The following is a 23,768-nucleotide window of genomic DNA, read 5'->3' as shown; positions in this document are numbered from 1 at the left end:
GAGCCGGTCCGTGGCGTTGGACGGGTATGGGATTCCTCGACCGACTTCTCGGTCGCGAGCCTCGCGACCAGCGCTACGGCTCCGCCACCGCACCCGCGGGCGGCGGCTACCCGGACCGGGGCTACGCCCCGGGCAAGCCCGGGTACGGCACCTCCTACGGCCAGGAGCCGGCGGGCGCCCCGGCCGCCCCGGCGTCGGCCGGCACCGCGTCCGGCCGCAGCGCCGACGACGTCGCGGTCGAGCGCTACCGGTACCTGCTGCGCACCGCCCCGCCGGACGCCGTCGAGCAGGCGCACGCCGAGGCGTTCACCCAGCTCACGCCCGAGCAGCGGCGCCGCGTGCTCACCGAGCTCGGCTCGACGCTGCCGGCGGCCGAGCGCGCCACCGCCGACGACCCGCAGTCCCTGGCCCGCATGGCCACGCGGGCCGAGATGCGCAACCCCGGCACGCTCGAGCAGACGTTCCGCGGCCGCCCCGGCGCGGGCGCGACGGGCGGCCCGAGCTTCGGCTCGATGGTCGGCTCCAGCCTGCTCGGCACCGTGGCCGGCGTCGTGATCGGCTCGGCGGTGGCCAACATGCTCTTCGGCCCCGCGTTCGGCGACCCGTCGCAGGACTTCGCGGGCGGGGAGGACACCGCCGGCGACACGGGCGAGGGCGGCGACGCCGGCGGTGAGGGCGGAGGCGAGGGCGGCGACGCCGGTGCCGACGCCGGCACGTCCGAGGCGTCCGACGCCGGGGCCGACGCCGGCGGCGCGGACGCCGGAGGCGGCTTCTTCGGCGGCGACTTCTTCGGCGGCGGGGGCGACTTCGGCGGAGACTTCGGGGGCGGCGAGTTCTGAGGCATCGCCGCCCTCGAGACGGGTCAGGCCCGGGCGCGCCCCGCGCGCCCGGGCCTGACCCTTGTCCCGAGAGAGAGCCCCGTGCCGAGATAGAGAGCCCCCGTGCCGAGATAGAGAGCCCCCGTGCCGAGATAGAGACCTCTCTATCTCGGCGCCGCGGCTCTCTATCTCGGCACCGTCCGGCGGCGTCAGAGGACGTGCGCGAGGAAGTCCTTCGTCCGCTGCTCGCGCGGGGCGTCGAGGACCTGCTCCGGGCCGCCCTCCTCGACGATCACGCCCTCGTCCATGAACACGACGTGGTCGGCGACCTCGCGGGCGAAGCCGATCTCGTGCGTCACCACGATCATCGTCATGCCGTCGCGGGCGAGGTCGCGCATGACTGCCAGCACCTCGCCGACCAGCTCCGGGTCGAGGGCCGACGTCGGCTCGTCGAACAGCATGAGCTCGGGGTCCATGGCCAGGGCGCGGGCGATCGCCACGCGCTGCTGCTGGCCGCCGGAGAGCTGCGCCGGGTAGTGGTCGACACGGTCGGAGAGCCCCACCCGCTCGAGCAGCTCGAGCGCCCGGGTGCGGGCCGCCGCCTTGGACAGCCCGCGCACCTGCACGGGCGCCTCCATGACGTTCTCCAGCGCCGTCATGTGCGGGAACAGGTGGAAGCGCTGGAACACCATGCCGATGCGCTCGCGCTGCCGCGCCACGACGCGGGGGTGGAGGCGGTGCAGCGTGCCGCCCGCGTCGCGGCGGAAGCCCATGAGCTCGCCGTCGACGACGACCGAGCCGCCGGTGATCTCCTCGAGCTCGTTGACGCAGCGCAGCAGCGTCGACTTGCCCGACCCGGACGGACCGAGGATCACCGTCACCGACCCGCGCGCGACGGTGAGGTCGACGCCCTTGAGCACGTGCACGGAGCCGAACTCCTTGTGCAGCTCGCGGATCTCGACCATGGGGCGCCCGGCCGCCGTGGTCGCGCGGTCCGGGGCCGGGGAGCCGGCGGGCGTGGTGCCGGCGGGCACGTTGGGCGTGGTCACGGGGTCACCTCCGAGAAGGGGTCGGTCGTGGTCCCCGACGCCTTGATCAGGTCCTGCTTGTTCGGGCGCCGCCGCTTGCGGCCCAGCCGCCCGCCGCCGGGCGTGGTGCTGAACCCGCGGCCGTAGTACTGCTCGATGTAGTGCTGGCCGACCATGAGGACCGACGTGATGACCAGGTACCAGATCGCGGCGATGACCAGGAACGGCACCGGCAGGAACAGGCGGTTCCCCATCGCGTTCGTCGTGTAGTACAGGTCCATCGTGAACGGCACGGCGACCACCAGCGAGGTCGTCTTGAGCATGGAGATCGTCTCGTTGCCGGTGGGCGGCACGATGACGCGCATCGCCTGCGGCAGCACGATGCGGCGCAGGATCTTCGAGTCCTTCATGCCGAGCGCCTTGGCCGCCTCGGTCTGCCCGGTGTCCACGGAGCCCAGGCCGGCGCGCACGATCTCGGCCAGGTAGGCGGCCTCGTTGAGCGACAGGCCGATGAGGGCCAGCCAGAAGGCGCTGATGACGTCCTTGGTGGAGAACGCGAAGAACTCGGGGCCGAACGGGACGCCCAGGCTCAGGCGCGGGTACAGCACCGCCAGCAGGCCCCAGAAGACCAGCTGGGTGTAGATCGGGGTGCCCCGGAAGAACCAGATGTACGCCCAGCTCACCCAGCGCATCACCGGGTTGTCGCTGCGCCGCATCACGGCGAGCGTCACGGCGAGCACGATGGCCACGATCATCGAGCCGGCCGTCAGCAGCAGGGTCCAGCCGATGCCGCGGAACACGAGCACGTCGCGCCAGTACGTCCAGACGACGTCCCAGCGGAAGTTGGGGTTGGTGATCAGGCCGTTGAGCGCCATCGCGGCGAGCACGAGCACGACGATCGCCGAGACGATCCGGCCCGGGCGCGGCACCGGACGCGCGTGGATGCGGTTGGGGACCGGGTCCCGGTGGCTCTGCGGGTCGCTCATGGCGGCCCTCCTTCTGGGTGCTCGTCACGCCCGGCGCCGCGGGCGCCGGATCTGCTCATGGTCTGCCGACGGCGCGGTCCTCGCGCGGTCGGGCCGGTGCCCGTCCGCGCGGGGACCGCGGAGCGTCAGCCGACGTTCGGGTTGACCTCGGCCGTGTCGAGGCCGCCCTCGCCCTGGCCCCAGGCGTCGAGGATCTCGGCGAACGTGCCGTCGTCCATGAGCTTCTGCAGCGCCGCCTGGACGGCCTCGGCGAGCTCGGTGTCGGCCTTGGCGACGACGACGCCGTACGGGGCGGCGTCGTCGATGCCGCCGAGCTGCTCGACCTGGCCGTTCGTCTGCTCGACGGCGTAGGCCACGATCGGCGAGTCGGCGTACATGGCCTGCAGCTTGCCGCCGGCGAGGTTGGTGGTGACGTCGGCCTGCGAGTCGTACGGCAGCAGGTCGATCGCCTCGTTGCCCGCGGCCTCGCACTCCTGCGAGACCGTCTCGAGCTGCTCCTGCTGGATGGTGCCGGTCTGGACGCCGACGGTCACGCCGCACAGGGCCTCGCCCGCCACGTCGTCGGCCGGGATGCCGTCCGGGTTGCCCTGCTGCACGGCCAGCGCGGAGCCGGCCGTGAAGTAGCTGACCATGTTGACCTGCTCGAGGCGCTCGGGGTTGATCGTGAAGGACGAGATGCCCACCTCGTACTTCGAGCCGATGGCCGGGATGATCGAGTCGAAGCCGGCGTTCTCGATCTGCGGCTCCAGGCCCATCGTGCGCGCGACGGCGTTGATGATGTCGATGTCGAACCCGACCGGGGTGCGGCCGTCGGCGGCGACGAACTCGTTCGGCGCGTACTCGAGGTTCGAGCCGATCGTCAGCGCGCCGTCGGTCGCGACGGCCTCGGGGACCATCGCGGCGATGTCGGCGTCCTCGGCGATGCTCGACGTGTCGAAGCCCTGGGCCGAGGGGCTGGCGCTGCCGCCGGCGGTGTCGCCCGACCCGGCGTCCTGGGACGCCGAGGTGCACGCACCGAGGGCGAGGGTGATCGCCGCGAGCGCGGCGGCGGGAAGGGCGAGCTTGCGCATGTCAGTGCTCCGAGTCGGTCGAAGGTGATGACGCGACCGCTCGCCCGGCGCCGTCCCCCGCGCCCGCGCGCGGACGTCAGGACGGCACCGGCACCCGCCAAATCTCTGTCGTCAGGGGAGCAGAGGACCCGACGGCGCGACAGCGCCATGCATGAGTATGCATCCGCCTTTGAAGTTTCTCAAGCTCCGGCCGGACGAGCGGTCCGTCAGGTGTCGCGGATCCCCGGCGCGTCGTCCTCGCGGTGGTCGTCCACCCCGCCGGGCGGGTAGTCCGCCCGCTCCGGCCGTCGGGCGATCGCCACGATGCTGAGGGCGAGCCCGCCCCAGACCACGACCATCGCGAGCACCAGCAGCACCGTCGCCGCGCCGCTCATCGCCGCTCCTCCTTCCCGGCGTCCGCCGCGTCGCCCACGGCGGTCCGCCTCCCGTCGGTCACGCCGCCGGTGCCGTCGAGCACCGGCCACGGCTCGAAGACGTCAGGGTCGACGCGCCAGCGGATGCCCGCGAACACGAACGCGCCCACGACCAGCAGTCCGATCATGCCCCAGCCGAACACGGCGAGGTACCAGGTGGCGTAGCCCTCGTAGCCCTCGGCGGCGAGCGAGACGATGCGCGAGACCAGCATGAAGCCGAGCACCAGCGGCACCACGACGCCGACGCACACGTACCACCACGAGCCCACCTGCGTCGTCGACACCTCGTTGAGGTGCCGGCGCAGCAGCGGGGCACGGCGCAGCACCCACACCAGGAGGATGCAGGTCACCACGGCCGACGCGACGATGCCGATGTTGTTCGCCCAGTTGTCGATCGTGTCGAGGGCGATCAGGCCGGTCGTGGTGCCCATGCCGACGATCGACAGCACGGCGGCGACGGCGCCGACCAGCACCGGCGCCTGACGCCGGCTGAGGCCGAACTTCTCCTGCAGCGCCGCCGAGACCACCTGCAGGATCGAGATGAACGACGTGAAGCCGGCGATGGCGAGCGACCCGAAGAACAGGCAGCCGAACAGCGGGCCGGCGGGCATCTGGGACACGATCGTCGGGAACGTGACGAAGGACAGGATCGGGCCCGTGAGGCCCTCGAGCTCGCCGACGGCGACGCTCTGCTGGTGCGCGAGGAAGCCGAGCGCGGAGAACACGCCGATGCCGGCGAGGATCTCGAAGCTGGAGTTGCCGAAGGCCACCACCAGACCGGGCGAGGTGAGGTTCGCCCGCCGCCGGCGGTAGGACGAGTACGTGATCATGATGCCGAACGCGACGGACAGCGAGAAGAAGATCTGCGCGTAGGCGGCGATCCACACGTTCGCGTCGCCGAGGGCGGCCCAGTTCGGCGTGAACAGCGCGTCCAGCCCGTCCGTGGCGCCCGGCAGGGTGAGCGAGCGGACCACGAGGATGCCGAACCCGACCACGAGCAGCGGGATGAAGATGACGTTGGCCCGCTCCAGGCCCTTGGCCACCCCGGCGGCCAGCACGCCGATGGCGGCCAGCCACACCAGCACGAGCGGCACGAGCACCCCGGGCACGAAGTCGAGCGTGACCCACGGGTCGGCGCCGCCGACGTCGGCGAGCTGCAGGTAGCTGCCGGTGAAGAAGCCCGCCGGGTCGTCGCCCCAGCGCAGGTCGAAGGAGAAGACGAAGAAGCTCAGCGCCCACGCGACGACCGCGGCGTAGTAGACCGCGATGACGAAGGAGATGAGCACCTGGAACCAGCCGAGCGGCTCGAGCCAGCGCTTGACCCGCCGGAACGCCGTGGGCGCGGAGCCCCGGTAGCGGTGCCCGACCGCGTAGTCGAGCAGCAGGATCGGGATGCCGGCGGTCAGCAGCGCCACGAGGTACGGCACCAGGAACGCGCCGCCGCCGTTCTCGTACGCGACGCCGGGGAAGCGCCAGATGTTCCCCAGCCCGACGGCGGACCCGATGGCGGACAGGATGAACCCCGTCTGCCCGGTCCACTGCTCGCGTGGCTTGCTCTCGATCGTCGTGCTGCTCACGGGGCGAACCCTTTCGTGCCGGTCGCGCGGTGCTCAACGGGTGTCCACATGTCGAGCATGCCTGCCACCGGGCCGACCTGCGCGGCGGCCGCCCGATCACTCCACCCGGAGCTCGAGCCCCCACCACGCGGCCGCCTCCGCCGCGCGCGCCGCCAGGGCCGCCTCCTCGGCCGGCGACGCCGGGCGCGCCCACGCCGTCGCGACGTCGAGCCGCCGCGGGCCGGCGGTCCACCGCCAGCGCCCGGCGACCAGCCCGTCGACGGCGAGCACGTGCAGCAGCGCGGGGCGCGGGGCGAGCGGCTCCTCGCCCGCCACGGGGTCGCGCACCACGAGCCGGGACGGGCCGTAGCCGACGAACAGCTCGTCGTAGCCCTGCAGGAGGTCGACGCCGGGCCCGCCGTCGTCGGGCGCCGCACCGGGCACCCCGTCCGGTCCCGCGCCGACCACCTCGGCCAGGCCGTGCAGCGTGAGCCCCTCGAGCGCCCCGGTGCCCGGCGCGTCGACGACGGCGCCCGGCGCGGCCTCGCGCAGCAGGCCCAGGCCGCGGCGCAGCTCGGTCAGGGTGAGCCCGGACCACTGGGCGGCGTCCCTGACCGTCGCCCACGCGCGCCCGCGCAGGTAGCCGCGCCACAGCTCCACCAGCGCGGCGTCGCGGTCGAACCGCTCGCCGAGCGGCCCGTACCCCGGCGGCACGCGGTCGTCGAACGCGGCGTAGGTGTGCTGGCGGCCGCGCAGCGGCCCGCTGATCACGGCCCGGTGCAGCTCGGCGGTCATGAGCACCTGGCCGACCTCGAACCCGGTGGCGTCCGGCGCCAGCAGCCCGCGGGCCACGAGCCCGTCCTTCACCTCGGCCCGGGTCAGCGGGCCGGCGGCGACGAGGTCTGTGACGGCGTCGAGGCAGCGCGCCGGGTCGGCGATGCCGTGGCCGCGCTCCGTGGACGCGGTGGTGCGCAGCACGCGCGCGGCGGTGAGCTCCAGCAGCCAGCGGGCGTCGTCGGGCCGCACCAGGTGCCAGGTGGGCCGCAGCACGTGCGTGCGCAGCACCGCGCCGGCGTCGAACGCGGCCACCGACGCGGCGGCGTCGGGCCGCGCGCCCGGCGCGACCCGCCGGACCGCGCCCCACAGCGCGGGGAAGAACTCCTGGCCCTGCACGGCGAGCAGGTGCCCCACGACAGCCGGCAGCCCGGGCAGGTCGGGGCGGAGCAGCCGGTGGGCCCGCAGGCGGGCGCGGCGGACGGCGTCGGCGTCGAGCGGCGTGCTCGTGGCACCGGGGGACGCCGCTGCGCCGGCCACGTCAGCCCTCCGCCGCCAGCGACTCGAGGTCGACGTCCTGCGCGGCGAGCCCGACCCGCAGGCCGTCCGGCTCGACCGCCACCGACCGCAGCGCGACGCCCTCGGGCAGGTCCAGCGGCACGTCCACCTGCCGCAGCCGGTCGCCGAGACCACCCGGCAGGTCGTCGAGACTCAGCCGCGCCCCGGCCACCACGACGGACTCGACCTCGAGCGACACCGTGGTGCCGTCGGCGACGCCGGGCACCACCGTCGCGCCGACGTCGACCGTCGCGCCCAGCACGGTGGCGGGGAACGCGACGGCCAGCACGCCGGCGTCGCCGTCGGCGGCGGAGACGTCGACGTCCGCGCCGACCTGGTCGGCCACGGCCCGGCGGACCGACTCGTACGCGAGCACGCCGTCGGCCTGCGCCGTGGCGGCGTGGAACGGGGGGCGCGGCTCGAGGCCGGACGCCGCGAAGCGCACGTCGCTCAGCTCGTACCCGCCGAAGGTGCCGGCCGCCATCGTGCCGGTGACGTCGTCGAGGCTGCCCGCCGCGAGCTGGGTGAGGAACGGGAACCCGTGGACGTCGACGTCCGCGCCGGAGACCCCCTCGCCGCCCGTCTCGAGCGCCTCGGCCGCGGCGTCCCCCGCGAACCACGCGGCCACCCGGTCGGCGCCGACCAGCAGGACCGCGAGCACGAGCAGCGCGACGAGCGCGCGCACCATCCCCCGACGGGGACGCGTCACGAGGCGCTCTCGGCGGTGCGGGTCACCGGGATGCGCCCGCCGATCCCCACCATGTCGAGCACCTCGACGACCGCCTCGGAGGGGTCGCGCAGGCTGACGGGCGTGCCCGTCTCCTGGCCCAGGACGTAGACCTGCAGGATGAACGCGACGCCCGAGGAGTCGATGAACGTGACGTCGCGGGCGTCGACGACGACGGGACGGCCCGAGCCGTGCGCGGCCAGGGTGGCCATCGCCTCGCTCGCCGACTCGCGGAGCGAGGCGTCGACCTCGCCCCACAGCGTCACGAGGGTGCCGCCGGGCGTGGACGTGCACGTGATCCCGGAGCCCGTCTCGGTGCGCTGGTCGTTCTCGTCCAGGTCCATGTGGTCAGTCCTGCTCCATGTCGGTGGCCCGCCCGGTGCCGGAGCCCCGGGTCGGTCCGAAGTCTTGTCGTTGACGGTTCCCACGTCCAGGCCCCGGCAGGCCCGCGTGGTCGGCGAGCGCCTCGTCAGGAGGTGCTCGCCTCGTCGGTGACGTCGGCCACCTGCGCGTCCAGGACGCGCACGAGCTCGTCACCGTCGACGGTGGCCGCGACGCCGTGGCCGCCCGCCCCGATCGACACCCTCCCGGCGCCGGCCACGCGCGCGTCGGCGACCACGGGCCAGGCCCGCAGCGACCCGAACGGCGTGATCGTGCCCCGCTCGTAGCCGGTGACCTCCCGCGCCACCTCCTTGTTCGGCAGCGACAGCCGGGACACGCCCAGCAGCGCCCGCAGCCGGGGCCAGGAGATCTGCCGGTCGCCCGGCACGAGCACGAAGAGGAAGTCGTCGTCGCCGCGGCGCACCACGATCGTCTTGAGCACCCGGGCCGGGTCGACGCCGCGCGCGGCAGCGGCCTCCGCCAGGGAGCGGACCGGGCCGTGGCGGGTCACCTCGAAGGCGATGCCCGACGCCTGGAGGCCGGCGAGCGCACGCTGCTCGGTGCGGCTCACCTCGGTCGGGCTGGTCATGGGAGCGACCGTACCGCGCACGCCGTCACCCTTCAGTGTGAGAGGCCCTGCGGGCGGTGTGCTGCTCGTCTCGGGGCTCACGGGCGCGCAGGTGACCCCCCGAGAGGTGGCCCACGTCACTCCGGGCGACGTCGCCCCGGCCCACGTCGCGCGGGTCGTCCGGCGCGTCGTCGTGCTCGGTGCGCTCGCCGCGCCAGTAGACGGACCCGTCGCGCGCCCGCTGCACCAGCCCGAGGTCCACGAGCGCCCGCCGCATCGCCACCGGGTCGTCGACGACGGCGGCGAGCCGCCCCGTCAGCTCGCGCTCGCCGATCGGCTCCAGCAGCTCGGGCAGCACGCTGCTGGCCACGTAGCGGGCCACCGCGACCCGGTCCCGCCAGCGCCGCGGGACGGCCGTGAGCCGCCCGTCGCGGAAGAACCGGCCGACGTCGGCCACCGTCACGACCGGGCCGGCCTCGACCCGGCCGACCCCCGGTGCGGCCGGCGGCCCGACGGCGACGGCGCGGAGCCGGCGGCCGGGGTCGACGCCGGGGCGGACGGGTCGCCGACCGGCGCGTCGGACGGCGCGTCGGACGGCTGGTCCGCCTGTCCCTCGTCCCCCTCGACGCCGGTGGACACGACCACCCGGGTCTCCGTCCCCGCCTCGACCGTCGTGCCGGCCTCCGGGATCGTGCTGACCACCTCCCCGTCCGGGACGTCGCCGCTCGGCTCCTTTGCGGGCCGCACCTCCAGGCCCGCGTCCTCCAGCGTGGCGGCCGCCTCGTCGCCCGGTTCGCCGACGACGTCGGGCACCTCGACCGTCTCCGGCTCCTCGACCGTCTCCGGCTCCTCGGACGGCTCGGCGGACGGCTCGGCGGACGACTCGGCGGACGACTCGGCGGACGACTCCTGGGACGGCTCCTGGGACGGTTCCGCTGACGGCATCACGGACTGGGCCGCCGCGGACGGTGCCCCGCTCGGCTCGTCGTCGGCGGCCCCCGCCTCTTCGGCGGGGGGCGTCTGCGACGACGCCGGCGCCGGGTCCTCCTCCGGGGTCGGTTCCGTCACCGGCGCCGGCCCTCCGCTCGGGGGCTCGTCCGGGCCCGGTCGCTGGCTCGGCGTCTCGTCGGGCGACTCGACGGGCCCTTGGCCCGGCGTCTCGCCCGGGGTCGGTTCCGGGCTGGGCGACGGCGACGGCTTCGGCGTGGGCTCCGGCGTCGGGCTGGGCGTGGGCTCCGGCGTCGGGCTGGGCGTGGGCTCGGTCGTCGGGCTGGGCGACGGCCTGGGCTTGGGGCTGGGCGACGGCCTGGGCGTGGGCTTCGCGGACGGTGACGGCTTCGGCGTGGGCTTCGTCGACGGCGTCGGCTCGGCCGTCGACCCGGGCCTGGCGCCCCCGGCCGGGGACGCCGTCGTGCCGGGCGCGGGCGACGCCGTCGGGCCCTGCCCCCACGTGCCGCCGGCCGGCGCCCCGGCGGACGGTCCGGTCGCGATGTCCTGCTCCGACGCGGCGCGGTGGGGCACGGGGCCGGCCGCGAAGAACTCGAAGTGCCACGGCTCGGGCTTGCTGCCGTCGAGCCGCGCCCACGACGGGTTGTCCCAGCCGTAGTCGGGGCCGTGCAGGCGCAGCCAGCGGTACTCCTCGGACAGGCCGGTGCTGATCGGGTACCCGAGGTCGACGGCGATCCCCCAGCCGTGGTTCGAGTACCCGGGCGTCGCCGCGAGGAAGCCCTTGGTGGCCTTGAGCCGCACCTGCGAGTCGAAGGTGCGGTAGGAGTCCGTCATCGGGAGCGAGCGGCCGAACCGCTCCTCGAACGCCGCGTCGAGCGCCGCGAGCTGGGCCGCGGCGTCGCAGCGCAGGCGGTGGCCCGGCGCGAACGGCAGCGGGCACAGCACGTCGAGGGGGATGCGCCCGTTGAGGTAGCCGGCCGTGGACGACCCGTAGCGGCCGACGACGGCGCGCAGGCTGTCGGTGAGCGGCGAGGTGCCCGTCCGCAGCCCGGCCGCCGCGGGCCACGGCGCGAGCCGGAGGGAGACCTCGTAGGCCTGCGCCGGGTCGAGCAGGTCGGCCAGGCGTGTGGCCGCGAGGACGAGGTCGTCGAAGGTGACGGGCCGCGCCGAGTCGCCGTGCCCGGCGTCGCCGAACGACGCGGGGGCGACGGCGAGCGGCGCGGGGCCGGGCTCCGGCGCCGTGAGCTCAGGTGCTGAGGCCTCCGCGTCGGGTCCGGCCGCGTCGGGTCCGGCCGCGTCAGGTCCGGCCGCGTCGGCGTCGATCTCGCCCACCGCGGCCTCGCCCTCCCCGGCCTGCTGCGCCGCAGCGGCGGCGGCCTGCGCGGCGGGGAGGACCCACGGGTTCTGCGCCGAGTAGGTGCTGAGCAGCATCCCGAGCTCGGCGGCCGCCTGCTGCACCTCGGCGCTCGCGGCCCGTCCGGACTCCTGCGCGCCGCGCTCGGCCCGCTCCAGCAGCGCGAAGATCTGGTCGAGCGACTCCAGGCCGACACCGGTGCCGACCCGCCCCACCGAGACCGCGTGCCCGAGCGCGCCCGGCGCGACGTCCTCCGCGGGACCGGCCTGCGGGGCGGCGGGCGGCGGTGCCGTCGCGGGCACGCTCGCGGACGCCGTCGCCAGCAGTCCGGTCACGAGCGCGCCGGCGAGCACGCTCGCCCCCGCGCGGCGGAGCACACGACGCCGCCGGTCGCGCACCGCGGCCGGCGGCAGGTGGTCGGGCGGCAAGGACTCCACCATGAACGGACCTTCCGGACGCACGAGACGACCGCACCCTCGCGGCCCGGAGGTCGACAGCGCCCCCCGTGCCCAGGGTCCGGGAGAACCAGGCGGCTCCCCCACGGTCCCACTGTCGGCCTCGCCCCCGCGCCCCGCCACCCTTTCCGACGAAGTTCACCGGCAGAATCACCCGCGTTCACCCTCGCGCCCGTCCCGGCGACCGGATCGGCGCCGTCCCGGCGCCCTCGTGGGCTCCCTCGCGGGACCCCTCGTGGGACCCGTCGTGGCCACCGGCCGGGCCCCGTGCGGTGACGGCTCCCGGACGCGTCCCCGACCAGGGCGCACACTGGCCGTATGACCGCCGTCGACCTCAACAGCGACCTCGGCGAGGGGTTCGGCCGCTGGACCCTCGGCGACGACGCGGCGATGCTCGTCGTCGTGTCGTCGGCCAACGTGGCGTGCGGCTTCCACGCCGGCGACCCGGCCTCGATCCGCCGGACCGTGCGCCTCGCGGCCGCCCGCGGCGTCGCCGTCGGGGCGCACGTCGGCTACCGCGACCTGGCGGGCTTCGGCCGGAGGCGCATAGAGGTGCCGAGCGACGAGCTGCAGGCCGACGTCGCCTACCAGGTCGGGGCGCTCCAGGCGCTGGCCGCGGCGGAGGGCACGCGCGTCACCTACGTGAAGCCGCACGGCGCGCTCTACAACACCGCGGCCGTGGACGAGCGGGTCGCCGCCGACGTCGCCGCGGCCGTCGCCGATGTCGACCCCTCGCTCGCGCTGCTGGGCCTGCCCGGGTCGCGGTCGCTGGCCGCCGCCGAGGCGGCCGGGCTGCGGACCGTCGCGGAGGCGTTCGCCGACCGGGCCTACACCCCGGCCGGGACGCTCGTCCCGCGGCGGGAGCCGGGCGCCGTGCTCGACGACCCGGACGAGGTCGCGCGGCGCGTGCTGCGGCTGGTCACCGAGGGGGTCGTCGAGGCGGCCGACGGGTCGCTCGTGGCCGTGCCCGCCGACTCGGTGTGCGTGCACGGGGACACGCCCGGCGCCGTCGTGATGGCGCGGCGGGTGCGCGAGGTGCTCGACGCCGCCGGCGTGGCGGTGCGGCCCTTCGCCGCGGCGGCCGGGGCGGCGGGCGGCGCGGCGGCCCCCGCGGGGTCCGGGTCCGGGGCCGGGGCCGGGGCCTGAGCGTGCGGATCCTGCCCGCCCGCGACGACGCCGTGCTCGTCGAGGTGGACGACCTCGACCAGGCCGTCGCGCTGGTCGAGTCGCTGGCCGACGACCCGGTGCGCGGCGTCGGCGAGCCCGTGGCGGGGGCGCGGACGGTGCTCGTGCCGTTCCGGCCGTCCGCGGTGACGGCCGCGGCGCTCGCGGCGGAGCTGCGCGGCCGGCCGCTCGTGCGGCGGCCGGCGGCGCGGAGCCGGCACGTCGAGATCCCCACGGCGTACGACGGCGAGGACCTCGACGAGGCGGCGGCGCTGCTCGGGTGGTCGGCGCAGGAGCTGGTGCGCCGCCACACGGAGCGGACCTGGGTGGTCGGTCACATGGGCTTCGCGCCCGGGTTCGCCTACCTCACGGCCGCCCGCGACGAGCGCGCGGCGGCGTGGCCGGACGTGCCGCGCCGACGCAGCCCGCGCACCGCCGTGCCCGCCGGCTCGGTGGCGCTGGCGGGCCCCTATGCCGGCGTCTACCCGCGGGAGAGCCCGGGCGGGTGGCAGCTCGTCGGGCGCACGGACGTGCGGGTCTGGGACGCCGACCGGGAGCCGCCGTCGCTCTGGCAGCCCGGCGACCTCGTGCGGTTCGTCGCGGTGCGGGCGCGGGCGCGGGGCGGGGCCGGTCGCGGGACGCCGGGGCCGGGGCCGGGGTCGCGGCCAGGGTCCGAGCCGGACAGGGCTGCGGGGACGGCCACGGGTGCGGGGCCGGCCACGAATGCGGTCGCCGCCTCCGCGGAACCGACCGGGGCACCCGCCGCGAGCGCCGGGGCGCTCGTCGTCGTCGCCCCCGGCGTCCAGACCCTCGTGCAGGACCTCGGGCGGCCCGGCCTCGCCCGCCTCGGCGTCACGGCGTCGGGCGCCCTGGACCCGGAGAGCCTGCGCGCGGCGAACCGCGCCGTCGGCAACGCACCCGGGGCCGCGACGCTCGAGGTGGTCGGGCCCGCGCGCCTGCGCGCCCGGGGCCCGCAGGTCGTGGCGGTGGCGGGCGCGCCGGCGCCGGTCACGGTCGTCCCGGGCGCTTCTTCGGACGGCACGGCGGGCGTCGCGCCGGGCGGCACGCCCGGCGGCACCTCGGACGGCACCCCGGACGGCCGGGCCCGCACGCCGCGGACGGCGTCGGCGGCCGGGCCGGCCGCGTTCGCGCTCGACGACGGCGACGAGATGCGCCTGGGCGTCCCGGCGCGCGGCGCCCGCACCTACGTGGCGGTGCGCGGCGGCGTCGCCGTCGCGCCGGTGCTGGGCTCGCGGTCCACCGACGTCCTGGCCGGCCTGGGCCCCGCGCCCGCGGCGGCCGGGGACGTGCTGCCCGTGGGCGCCGGCAGCCCCGGGCTGCCGGCGGCCGACCCGGGGCTGCCGGGCCCCACCGTGCGCCCGGGCGCCCCGGAGCCGTGGTCCGCGGATCACCCGCCCGGGGATCGCCTGCCCGCGCCCGGCGACGTCGTCGTGCTGCACGTGGTGCTCGGCCCGCGCGCCGACTGGTTCGGCGACGCCGGCGTCGCCGCGCTGACCGGCCAGGAGTGGGAGGTCACGCCGCGCAGCAACCGCGTGGGACTGCGGCTGGCGGGCACCCCGGTCCCGCGGTCGCGCGGCGGAGAGCTGCCGAGCGAGGGCTGCGTGACGGGCGCCCTGCAGGTGCCGCCCGACGGTCAGCCGGTGCTGTTCCTCGCCGACCACCCCCTGACCGGCGGCTACCCCGTGGCCGCCGCCGTCGTGGGCGCGCAGGTGCCGCTGCTCGGCCAGCTGCCCGCCGGCGCGCGGGTGCGGTTCGTCCCCGTCCCCGGCCCTGTCGCGGGCCCTGTCGCAGGCCCTGACTCCGTCCCCGCCGAGAGCGAGACCCCCGCATGACCCTGACCCGGCTGACCAAGGTGCTCGTGGCCAACCGTGGCGAGATCGCCGTGCGTGTCGCCCGCGCGTGCCGCGACCTGGGCGTCGCCTCCGTGGCCGTCTACGCCGACCCCGACCGCGACGCGCTGCACGTGCGCGTCGCCGACGAGGCGTGGGCGCTGCCCGGCCGCACCGCCGCCGAGACCTACCTGGACGCCGGCGCGCTGCTCGACGTCGCGCGGCGCTCCGGCGCGGACGCCGTGCACCCGGGCTACGGGTTCCTGTCGGAGGACGCGGCCTTCGCCCGGGCCGTGCTCGACGCCGGCCTGGCGTGGGTGGGTCCCCCGCCGGAGACGATCGAGCTGCTCGGCGACAAGGTGGCCGCCCGCGCGCTGGCGCGGTCGGTGGGCGCCCCGCTCGTGCCGGGCACCGACGGTCCGGTGGCGTCGGCGGCCGAGGCCGTGGCGTTCGCCGAGGCGCACGGCCTGCCCGTGGCGATCAAGGCCGCGCACGGCGGCGGGGGGCGCGGCCTGCGCGTCGCCCACGTGCTCGACGAGGTGGCCGAGCTGTTCGAGGCCGCCCGGCGCGAGGCCACCGCGGCGTTCGGGCGCGGCGAGTGCTACGTCGAGCGGTTCCTCGAGCGCCCCCGCCACCTCGAGGCGCAGGTGCTCGCCGACGCCCACGGGAACGTCGTCGTCGTCGGCACGCGGGACTGCTCGCTGCAGCGCCGCCACCAGAAGCTCGTCGAGGAGGCGCCCGCGCCGTTCCTGCCCGACGGCGTGGGCGAGCGCGTCGCCGCGGCGGCCCGGGCGGTCTGCGCGGCGGCCGGCTACCGCGGCGCCGGGACCGTGGAGTTCCTCCTCGGGGTCGACGGCACGCTGTCGTTCCTCGAGGTCAACACCCGGCTGCAGGTGGAGCACCCGGTCACCGAGGAGACCACCGGCCTCGACCTCGTCGTCGAGCAGCTGCGGATCGCCGACGGGCGACCCCTCTCCGTGACCGCGCCGCCGCCGGTGCGCGGGCACGCGGTCGAGCTGCGCATCAACGCCGAGGACCCGGCGCGGGGGTTCTTGCCGTCGCCGGGCCGGGTCGAGCGGTTCGACGCGCCGGCCGGCCCGGGGGTGCGGGTCGACGCCGGCGTGACGGCCGGCTCGACGGTGCCGGGCGAGTTCGACTCCCTGATCGCCAAGGTCGTGGTGTGGGGGCCGACGCGCGACGCCGCCCTGGCGCGGGCCCGGCGCGCGGCGGCGGAGCTGCGCGTCGACGGCGTGCCCACCGTGCTGCCGTTCCACCGCGCCGTGCTCGCCGACCCGGCGTTCGCCGCGCCCGGCGGGGCGGCGGACTTCGCCGTGCACACCCAGTGGATCGAGACCGAGCTGGCCGCCCGGCCGGCCGTGCAGGCGCTCGCCGACCCGGGGCCGGAGCCGGGCGTCGTCGAGACGTGGGTGGAGCTCGACGGGCGGCGGACGCGGCTGCGGGTGCCGGCGGAGGCGCTCGGCGGCCTCGCCGGGCTCGCCGGGCCGGGCGCCGCTGCACCCGGCGCCGCAGACGCCGACGGCCGCACCGCCGTCGTCGCCCCCGTCCCGGGCACGCTGGTGCGCTGGCTGGCCGACGACGGCGCGGCGGTCGCGGACGGCCAACCGCTCGCGGTGGTCGAGGCGATGAAGGCGGAGACCCGCCTCGTCGCCGAGACCGCGGGCACGCTCGCCCACGCGGCCGCCCCGGGCGACGCCGTCGGCCCGGCGGCCCCGCTGGCCTGGATCACCCCCTGAGCCGGTGCGGCGTCAGGTCAGGAGCCGCAGCGGGCGGCCTCCGGCCCAGGCGGTGATGTCCTCGACGGCCTGGCGGTAGAAGACCTCGTAGGTGCCGTGCGTGACGTAGCCCAGGTGGGGCGTGAGCACGGTGCGCGGGGCGGAGCGCAGCGGGTGGTCGGCGGGCAGCGGCTCGTCGTCGTACACGTCCAGGCCGGCGCCCGCGATCGTCCCGGCGTGCAGCGCCTCGAGCAGCGCGGCCGTGTCCACGAGGGGCCCGCGCGAGGTGTTGACGAGGTACGCGGTCGGCCTCATCCGGGCGATGTCGTCGCGGCCGACGATCCCGCGGCTGCGCTCGCTCAGCTTGTAGTGCACGGTCACGACGTCCGACGTCGCGAACAGGTCCTCCTTGTCCAGCGGCGTCACGCCGAAGCCCCGGGCGACGTCCGGGTCCAGGTGCTGGGACCACGCCACGACGTCCATGCCGAACGCCGCGCCGATCGTCGCGACCTGCGCGCCGAGGCGCCCGAGCCCGACGACGCCGAGCCGCTGCCCCGCCAGGTCGGCGCCGACCGTCCGCTGCCAGCCGCCGGCCCGCAGGCGCGCGTCCTCCTCGGTCACGTTCCGCACCAGCGCGAGGATCAGCGCCCAGGTCAGCTCGGGCGTCGCCGACGCCGGGGAGTCCGTGCCGCACACCACGACGCCGTGGGCGCGCGCGGCGGCCAGGTCGATCGCCGCGTTCTGCCTGCCTGTGGTGACGAGCAGCCGCAGGTCGGGCAGCCGCGCGAACCGCTCCGCGGTGAACGCCGTGCGCTCGCGCATGGCGACGACGACGTCGCAGCCCGCGAGCGCCGCGGCGACCGCGTCGTCGTCGGGCAGCGGCTCCTCGAGGAAGACGATCGGGGCGCCGAGGCCGGCCCAGTCGGCGTAGCGGTGGGCGACCTGCTGGTAGTCGTCGAGGACGGCGATGCGCACGGTCCGTCCTACCACGCGCGCCGGATCACAGCGGGACGCGCGGGGTCACGGCGGGTCACAGCGGGACCGCGTCGGCGGCCCGCACCGCGAGCGCCTGCGCGTCGAGCAGGTGCTCGGCGGCGACGTCGACCTGCCGCCCGAGCACGCCGGCCAGCGCACCCGAGAGCGTGGCGGGCTCGTGCGGGCCCGCGGTGGCGGGCAGCCGGACCAGGACCTCCAGCACCCCGCCGTCCTCGCCGCGGGCGGCGGCGCCCACGACCCGCACGTCCTTGGCCCGGTGCGCCCTGGCCGCCTCCAGCAGCGCGCGGCGGTGCTCCAGCACCGACCGGCCGGCGGCGGTGCGCGCGAGCACGTCCTTGCGCGCCGTCGTGATCGCCTGGGACACCGCCGGCTGGGACACGCCCATCGCCTCGGCGATGAGCGCCTGCCCGACCTTCTCGCTCGCCGCGCGCAGCAGCGCCCGGCGCAGGGCGGCCTCGACGGCGGCGCGCTGCTCGGCCAGGGCGGTGAGCTCGGCGGTGAGCTCGGCGACGAGCGCGGCGCGCGGGGTGGTCACCCGGTCAGGCTAGACGGACCCGCGGGGCGGCGACCCGGTCCGTCCGGTGCCCGGCGGCTCGCCGCGCGTCGGTCCGGCGCCGCCCCTACGTTGACCCCATGAGCGACACGACCGACGGCACCATCAAGGACCCCGGGAGCTGGGCGACCGGTGACGAGCCGGCCACCGGCGCCCAGCTGAGCTACCTGCAGACGCTCGCCCGCGAGGCCGGCCGCGACGTGCCGGAGAGCCTCACCAAGGCGCAGGCGTCCGAGCTGATCGACGAGCTGCAGGGCCAGAGCGGGCGCCTGTCCGGCGACGCCTGAGCACCCGCCCTCTCGTTCCGGGTCAGTCCGGGTCGGTCGGGTCCAGCGGCAGGTGGTGATCGAGGTTGACCACGCCGCGGCGCCAGTACCCGGAGATCGACAGCTGCTCGGGCGCGACGCCCAGCTCCCGGCGCAGGTACCGCCGCACGGGCACCAGCTCGCCCGCCTCGCCGAGCGCCACGAGGAGCTCGTCCGCCTCGAGGCCGCCGAGCGACCGCACGGCCTCCTCGACCTGCCCCGGCCCGTCGGCCCGGTACAGGATCTCGACGGACGCGCGGCCGAGCTCGGCCTCCACGTGCGCCTCGTCGACGTCGTCGCCGATCTCGACGATCGCCGTGACCGGCACGTCCGGCTCCACGGCGTCGACCCACCGCGCCGCGGCCGGCAGCCCGGTCTCGTCCGCGACCACCGTGAGCCGGCCGAGCCCCTCCGGCACCCCGAGGCTGCCCCGCGGGCCGGCGAGCACGAGCTCGTCGCCCTCCTGCGCGCGGGCCGCCCACGCCGACGCCGGGCCCTCGTCGCCGTGCAGCACCCAGTCGACGTCGAGCTCGGCCACCCCGTCCACGGTCCGCGTGGCGCGCACCGTGTAGTCGCGGGAGATCGAGACGCCGTCGGCGGGGCGCTGCAGGCCACCGTCGGGGGCCACCCACGGGGCGTGCAGCACGCCGGTCGTGGGGTCGGGCAGGAAGACCTTGACGTGGTCCTCGGGGCCGGGCGCGGTCAGCGCGGCGAGCGACGACGGGGCGGCCGGGTCGGCGCCCTCGACGTCGCGGAACGTGGTGCGCCGCAGGGAGCCGGAGAGCTCGCGGACGGCGTGCACGCGCACGCGGCGGGGTATCAGGTCGAAGCGGGTCCGGGCGCGGGTGAGCACCCGTCGATTCCACCACGGCGGCGCAAGACCGCCCCGGCCCGCAGGGCTGCCCGGCCCCGGCGGGTTTGAGGTTGCGCCGCTTGAGAGAATGGAACGTCGTGAGCACCGATCCCGCCTCCCCCACGCCCGCCGAGAGCGAGCGCGCGCCCGAGCGCACCCGGCGTCGGGGCGGCAGAGCGCGGCGTGGCGGGCGCGGCCCGACCGCCGCGACCACCACGGAGACCGGTGCCGAGACCCGCGCTGGGACCGCCACCGCGGACGGGACCGAGGCCGGCACCCGCAAGCAGGACGGCGGACGCCGGCGCGCCGACCGCACCGACCGCACCGACCGCGAGCGCGGCCCTCGCCGCGTCTCCCGCGAGCACCTCGAGCGGCTGGCCGCGGCCCGCGCCGCCGTCGAGGTGCCGCCGATCGCCTACCCCGAGCAGCTGCCCGTCTCTGCGCGCCGCGAGGACATCGCGCGCGCGATCGCCGAGCACCAGGTCGTCGTCGTGGCCGGCGAGACCGGCTCCGGCAAGACCACCCAGCTGCCCAAGATCCTGCTCGACCTGGGCCGCGGCCGGGCCGGGCAGATCGGGCACACGCAGCCGCGGCGGATCGCGGCGCGCAGCGTGGCCGAGCGCATCGCCGAGGAGCTGGGCACGCCGCTCGGCGACATCGTCGGCTACCAGGTGCGGTTCACGGACCAGTCCAGCGAGCAGACGCTGGTCAAGGTCATGACCGACGGCATCCTGCTGGCGCAGATCCAGCGCGACCCACAGCTGCTGGCCTACGACACGATCGTCATCGACGAGGCCCACGAGCGGTCGCTGAACATCGACTTCCTGCTCGGGTACCTGTCCCGGCTGCTGCCGCAGCGCCCGGACCTCAAGGTGATCATCACCTCCGCGACGATCGACTCCGAGCGGTTCGCCGAGCACTTCTCCCCCGCGCACCTGGCCGAGGTCGGCGGGGCGCCCGAGGACGTCGTGGCCGTGCTGCCGAAGGCCGCCCCCGTCGTGGAGGTCTCCGGGCGCACCTACCCCGTGGAGATCCGCTACCGCCCGCTGACGCCGGACGCGGACCCCGAGACGGGCCGCGTGCCCAAGGGCGCGGAGGACAAGGACCTGGTCACCGGCATCCTCGAGGCCTGCGACGAGCTCATGACCGAGGGCCCGGGCGACATCCTGGTGTTCCTGTCCGGCGAGCGGGAGATCCACGACGCCCTCGACGGCCTCGAGGGCCACCTCGGGGAGCGCACCCGCGACCCCAGGCGGCCCGACCACGTCGAGATCCTGCCGCTGTACTCGCGGCTGTCGGCGGCCGAGCAGCACCGCGTCTTCGCGTCGCACCCCGGCCGGCGCATCGTGCTGTCCACCAACGTGGCCGAGACCTCGCTGACCGTGCCGGGCATCCACTACGTCGTCGACACGGGCCTGGCGCGCATCTCGCGCTACTCCAAGGCCACCAAGGTGCAGCGCCTGCCGATCGAGGCGATCTCGCAGGCGTCGGCCAACCAGCGCTCCGGACGCTCCGGGCGCGTGGCGAACGGCGTCGCGATCCGCCTGTACTCGCAGGAGGACTTCGAGAACCGGCCCGAGTACACCGAGCCGGAGATCCTGCGCACCTCGCTCGCGTCGGTGCTGCTGCAGATGATCTCCGTCGGCGTGGTCACCGCGCCCGACGACGTCGCGCGGTTCCCGTTCGTCGAGCCGCCGGACACCCGCGCCGTGCGCGACGGCGTGCAGCTGCTGCGCGAGCTCGGCGCGCTCGAGACCCGCGAGGGGCGCACGCGCCTGACCGACGTCGGGCGCACGCTGGCGCAGCTGCCGATGGACCCGCGCCTGGCCCGCATGATCATCGAGGGCTCGCGGCTCGGGGTGGCGCGCGAGGTGGCGATCATCGCCGCCGTCATGAGCATCCAGGACCCGCGCGAGCGGCCGGCCGAGGTGCGCCAGCAGGCCGACCAGCTGCACGCCCGGTTCACCGACCCGACGTCGGACTTCCTGAGCTACCTCAACCTGTGGGAGTACGTGCGCGGGCAGCAGCACGAGCTGTCCGGCTCCGCGTTCCGCCGGCTGTGCAAGGCCGAGCACCTCAACTTCCTGCGGGTGCGCGAGTGGCAGGACGTCGTGGCCCAGCTGCGCGAGATGAGCCGGCCGCTCGGCATCGACATGTCGTTCCGCCCGCGTGCCGGCGGCGGCGACCTCGTGGAGCCGCCCGCCGAGGCGGGTGCCCAGCCGCGCGCCGGCGAGCTGCGCCGGGAGTGGGACGGCGAGACGGTGCACCGCGCGCTGCTGGCCGGCCTGCTGAGCCAGGTCGGCATGCAGGACACCGGCGAGGTCAAGGCCTCGGCGGTGGCCCACCTCAAGGGCGAGGCCCGCGAGCGGGCGCTGCGCCGCGCCGCCAAGCAGGCGCGCAACGAGTACCTCGGCGCCCGCGGCGCGCGGTTCGCGATCTTCCCCGGCTCGCCGCTGAGCAAGAAGCCGCCGGCGTGGGTCATGGCGGGCGAGCTCGTGGAGACCTCGCGGCTGTGGGCCCGCGACGTCGCGCGCATCCAGCCGGAGTGGGCCGAGGAGCTGGCGGGCGACCTGGCCAAGCGCACCTACTCCGACCCGCACTGGTCCACCAAGCAGGGCGCCGCGATGGCCACCGAGAAGGTGCTGCTGTACGGCGTCCCGATCGTGGCCGACCGGCCCGTGCTGTACGCCAAGGTGGACCCCGAGGCCGCGCGCGAGATGTTCGTGCGCCACGCCCTGGTGCAGGGCGAGTGGACCACCCACCACGCCTTCTTCGCCGAGAACCGCCGGCTGCTCGAGGAGGCCGAGCAGGTCGAGGCCCGCTCGCGCCGGCGCGGGCTGGTGGCCTCCGAGGACGACCTGTTCGCCTTCTACGACGAGCGCATCCCCGCCTCGGTGGTCAGTGCCCGGCACTTCGACCGGTGGTGGTCGCGCGCGCGGCAGGAGACCCCCGAGCTGCTGACGTTCCGCCTCGAGGACCTGGTCGACGTCGCGGCCGTGGACCCGGACCAGTTCCCCGAGACGTGGACGCAGGGCGAGGTCACGCTGCCGCTGACCTACCAGTTCCAGCCCGGCACCGACGCCGACGGCGTCACCGTGCACGTGCCGCTGTCGGTGCTGCCGCGGCTGTCGCCCGCCGGCTTCGACTGGATGGTGCCCGGGCTGCTGGAGGAGCTGTGCGTGGCCACGATCCGGTCGCTGCCCAAGGCGGTGCGCGTGCAGCTCGTGCCGGCGCCCGACGTCGGGGCCGCGGTCGCGGCGTGGCTGCGGCAGAACACCCCGGCCTGGCAGGACATGACCCGTGCCGGCGACATGGCCGAGCCGTTCCACGCCGCGTTCACGCGCGCCGTGCGGGCGCTGCGCGACGTCGTGGTGCCCGACGACGTGTGGGACGCCGAGCGGGTCGAGCGGCTGCCCGCGCACCTGCGGGTGACGTTCCGGGTCGAGGGCACGGCGGGCGACGGCGGTCGCGACGGAGGCGGGCGCGGCGGGCGCGGAGCGGCACTCGCGGCCGTGGAGGAGTCCAAGGACCTGCTGTCGCTGCAGCGCCGGCTGGCGCCGCAGGCCGAGGCGGCCGTGCGCGCGGCCGTCAAGGGCGCGGTCGGCCGGGCGCTCGAGGAGGCGAGGGCCGCACAGGGTGCCGCCGGGGCGCCGGCCGCCAACGACGCCGCGCGGCCGCAGACGCGGCCGGCCGCGTCGTCCGCCCCCGCGGCCCCGGGCGGCCCCGCCGTCGCCGAGCGCACCGGCCTGACGACCTGGCCGGCGGAGCTGCCCGCGCTGCCCGACGCGGTCTCCACCGACCTCGGCGGCGGCGTCGTGGTGCGCGGCTACCCGGCGCTCGTCGAGGAGCCCGGGCCCCGGCACGAGCCCACCGTGGCGCTGCGCATCCTCGCCGACGCCGCCGGGCGGGACGCCACGCACGCCCGTGGCGTGCGCCGGCTGCTGCTCGCCGAGACCGCGCTGCAGCCGGGCCGCGTCACCTCGCGGTGGACCGGCAAGCAGGCGCTCACGCTGGCCGCGAGCCCGTACCGGAACACCGACGCCCTCGTCGCGGACCTGCAGCTGGCCGCCGTCACCGCCCTCACCAGCGGCGACGCGGACCTCGCGCCGGGCACGCCGCCCGGCCCCGACGCCGTACAGATCCGCACCGCGGACTCGTACACGGAGGCGCGGGCGTTCGTGCGCGGGCACCTGGAGGACGAGGTCCACCGCGCCGCCGGGCACGTCGTCGCCGCGCTGTCCGCGTGGCGCGCGCTCGAGGCCGAGGTGCGGGGCACGTCGTCCCTGGCCCTGCTCAACACGCTCACCGACGTCCGCGACCACGCGGCCACGCTGGTCCACCCCGGCTTCGTCGGCGCCACCCCGCCCCGGCGGCTGCCGCACCTGGTGCGCTACCTGCGCGCGGCGTCGTACCGGCTGGAGAAGGCGCAGGCCAACCCGGCCCGCGACGCCGAGCTGGCCTGGCGGGTGCACGACGTGGAGGAGGCGTTCGCCAAGGCGCGCGCCGCCTACGCCGCCGGTCCCGCCGACCCCGTGCGCGCCGCCGAGCTGGCGGAGGTGCGCTGGCTGATCGAGGAGCTGCGCGTGTCGCTCTTCGCCCAGCAGCTGGGTACGGACGGCCCCGTCAGCGAGAAGCGGATCCGCAAGGTGCTCAGCCCGAACGGCTGGTGAGGCTCCGA

General features: G+C 76.5%; 20 protein-coding genes. 6 read left to right on the top strand and 14 right to left on the bottom strand.

The window, feature by feature from the left end:
- The first annotated feature begins 26 nt into the window (after window positions 1-26).
- Window positions 27-839: a hypothetical protein gene (locus tag U5M74_RS11565; protein WP_410909100.1), complete on the top strand. Its 813-nt coding sequence runs from the start codon at window positions 27-29 to the stop codon at window positions 837-839.
- Window positions 840-1,027: 188 nt separating this feature from the next.
- Here the strand turns inward: U5M74_RS11565 and U5M74_RS11560 are convergent, their stop codons facing one another.
- From U5M74_RS11560 to U5M74_RS11510, 11 genes are all read right to left on the bottom strand, one after another.
- Entirely contained in the window at window positions 1,028-1,783 is a 756-nt protein-coding gene (locus U5M74_RS11560; protein ID WP_410909114.1) for an amino acid ABC transporter ATP-binding protein, read from the bottom strand.
- Between the two features lie 80 nt (window positions 1,784-1,863).
- On the bottom strand, window positions 1,864-2,832 hold the full coding sequence (locus U5M74_RS11555) for an amino acid ABC transporter permease (RefSeq protein WP_410909099.1): 969 nt from the start codon (window positions 2,830-2,832) through the stop codon (window positions 1,864-1,866).
- 125 nt (window positions 2,833-2,957) lie between these two features.
- Window positions 2,958-3,902 carry an ABC transporter substrate-binding protein gene (locus U5M74_RS11550; RefSeq protein WP_410909098.1) on the bottom strand — a complete coding sequence of 315 codons (945 nt, stop codon included), beginning with the start codon at window positions 3,900-3,902 and terminating at the stop codon, window positions 2,958-2,960.
- Between the two features lie 206 nt (window positions 3,903-4,108).
- A complete protein-coding gene (locus U5M74_RS11545; RefSeq protein ID WP_410909097.1) occupies window positions 4,109-4,276 on the bottom strand; it encodes a methionine/alanine import family NSS transporter small subunit in 168 nt (55 codons plus the stop codon).
- On the bottom strand, window positions 4,273-5,892 hold the full coding sequence (locus tag U5M74_RS11540) for a sodium-dependent transporter (protein WP_410909096.1): 1,620 nt from the start codon (window positions 5,890-5,892) through the stop codon (window positions 4,273-4,275). Before U5M74_RS11540 ends, U5M74_RS11545 begins: the two co-directional genes overlap by 4 nt.
- A gap of 96 nt (window positions 5,893-5,988) precedes the next feature.
- Entirely contained in the window at window positions 5,989-7,185 is a 1,197-nt protein-coding gene (locus U5M74_RS11535) for a DNA glycosylase AlkZ-like family protein (protein WP_410909095.1), read from the bottom strand.
- A 1-nt stretch (window position 7,186) separates the two neighbouring features.
- Entirely contained in the window at window positions 7,187-7,891 is a 705-nt protein-coding gene (locus tag U5M74_RS11530; protein ID WP_410909094.1) for a DUF2993 domain-containing protein, read from the bottom strand.
- 17 nt (window positions 7,892-7,908) lie between these two features.
- Window positions 7,909-8,274, bottom strand: a complete 366-nt coding sequence (locus U5M74_RS11525; RefSeq protein ID WP_410909093.1) for an STAS domain-containing protein — start codon at window positions 8,272-8,274, stop codon at window positions 7,909-7,911.
- 125 nt (window positions 8,275-8,399) lie between these two features.
- Entirely contained in the window at window positions 8,400-8,900 is a 501-nt protein-coding gene (locus tag U5M74_RS11520; protein ID WP_410909092.1) for an aminoacyl-tRNA deacylase, read from the bottom strand.
- A gap of 25 nt (window positions 8,901-8,925) precedes the next feature.
- Window positions 8,926-9,342 (bottom strand): DUF2087 domain-containing protein, encoded by a 417-nt coding sequence (locus U5M74_RS11515; protein ID WP_410909091.1) that lies wholly within the window; start codon window positions 9,340-9,342, stop codon window positions 8,926-8,928.
- Window positions 9,339-11,621 (bottom strand): PASTA domain-containing protein, encoded by a 2,283-nt coding sequence (locus tag U5M74_RS11510; protein ID WP_410909090.1) that lies wholly within the window; start codon window positions 11,619-11,621, stop codon window positions 9,339-9,341. Before U5M74_RS11510 ends, U5M74_RS11515 begins: the two co-directional genes overlap by 4 nt.
- A gap of 333 nt (window positions 11,622-11,954) precedes the next feature.
- On the opposite strand from U5M74_RS11510, the gene U5M74_RS11505 reads away from it, so the two are divergent.
- The 3 genes from U5M74_RS11505 to U5M74_RS11495 are packed head-to-tail and all read left to right on the top strand — an operon-like array spanning window position 11,955 to window position 16,404.
- Window positions 11,955-12,782, top strand: coding sequence for a LamB/YcsF family protein (locus U5M74_RS11505; RefSeq protein WP_410909089.1), 828 nt, complete (start codon window positions 11,955-11,957; stop codon window positions 12,780-12,782).
- 2 nt (window positions 12,783-12,784) lie between these two features.
- Window positions 12,785-14,653, top strand: a complete 1,869-nt coding sequence (locus tag U5M74_RS11500) for a carboxyltransferase domain-containing protein (protein WP_410909088.1) — start codon at window positions 12,785-12,787, stop codon at window positions 14,651-14,653.
- Complete coding sequence (locus tag U5M74_RS11495) at window positions 14,650-16,404, top strand: acetyl/propionyl/methylcrotonyl-CoA carboxylase subunit alpha (RefSeq protein ID WP_410909087.1); 1,755 nt, start codon at window positions 14,650-14,652, stop codon at window positions 16,402-16,404. Before U5M74_RS11500 ends, U5M74_RS11495 begins: the two co-directional genes overlap by 4 nt.
- A gap of 12 nt (window positions 16,405-16,416) precedes the next feature.
- Here the strand turns inward: U5M74_RS11495 and U5M74_RS11490 are convergent, their stop codons facing one another.
- Both U5M74_RS11490 and U5M74_RS11485 read right to left on the bottom strand, forming a co-directional pair.
- Window positions 16,417-17,358 (bottom strand): D-2-hydroxyacid dehydrogenase family protein, encoded by a 942-nt coding sequence (locus U5M74_RS11490; RefSeq protein ID WP_410909086.1) that lies wholly within the window; start codon window positions 17,356-17,358, stop codon window positions 16,417-16,419.
- Between the two features lie 55 nt (window positions 17,359-17,413).
- Window positions 17,414-17,914 carry a hypothetical protein gene (locus tag U5M74_RS11485; RefSeq protein ID WP_410909085.1) on the bottom strand — a complete coding sequence of 167 codons (501 nt, stop codon included), beginning with the start codon at window positions 17,912-17,914 and terminating at the stop codon, window positions 17,414-17,416.
- 98 nt (window positions 17,915-18,012) lie between these two features.
- On the opposite strand from U5M74_RS11485, the gene U5M74_RS11480 reads away from it, so the two are divergent.
- Entirely contained in the window at window positions 18,013-18,219 is a 207-nt protein-coding gene (locus U5M74_RS11480; RefSeq protein WP_410909084.1) for a DUF3072 domain-containing protein, read from the top strand.
- 22 nt (window positions 18,220-18,241) lie between these two features.
- On the opposite strand, the gene U5M74_RS11475 is transcribed toward U5M74_RS11480, so the two are convergent.
- Complete coding sequence (locus U5M74_RS11475) at window positions 18,242-19,090, bottom strand: siderophore-interacting protein (protein WP_410909083.1); 849 nt, start codon at window positions 19,088-19,090, stop codon at window positions 18,242-18,244.
- Window positions 19,091-19,188: 98 nt separating this feature from the next.
- Between U5M74_RS11475 and hrpA the strand changes: the two genes are divergently transcribed.
- Window positions 19,189-23,760 (top strand): ATP-dependent RNA helicase HrpA, encoded by a 4,572-nt coding sequence (hrpA, locus tag U5M74_RS11470; protein ID WP_410909082.1) that lies wholly within the window; start codon window positions 19,189-19,191, stop codon window positions 23,758-23,760.
- Window positions 23,761-23,768 lie beyond the last annotated feature (8 nt).

Origin of the sequence: Puerhibacterium sp. TATVAM-FAB25 (genome assembly GCF_046535855.1) — a bacterium.
Taxonomy (GTDB): domain Bacteria; phylum Actinomycetota; class Actinomycetes; order Actinomycetales; family Cellulomonadaceae; genus Puerhibacterium; species Puerhibacterium variabilis_A.
This window is presented reverse-complemented; position numbering and strand designations above follow the sequence as displayed.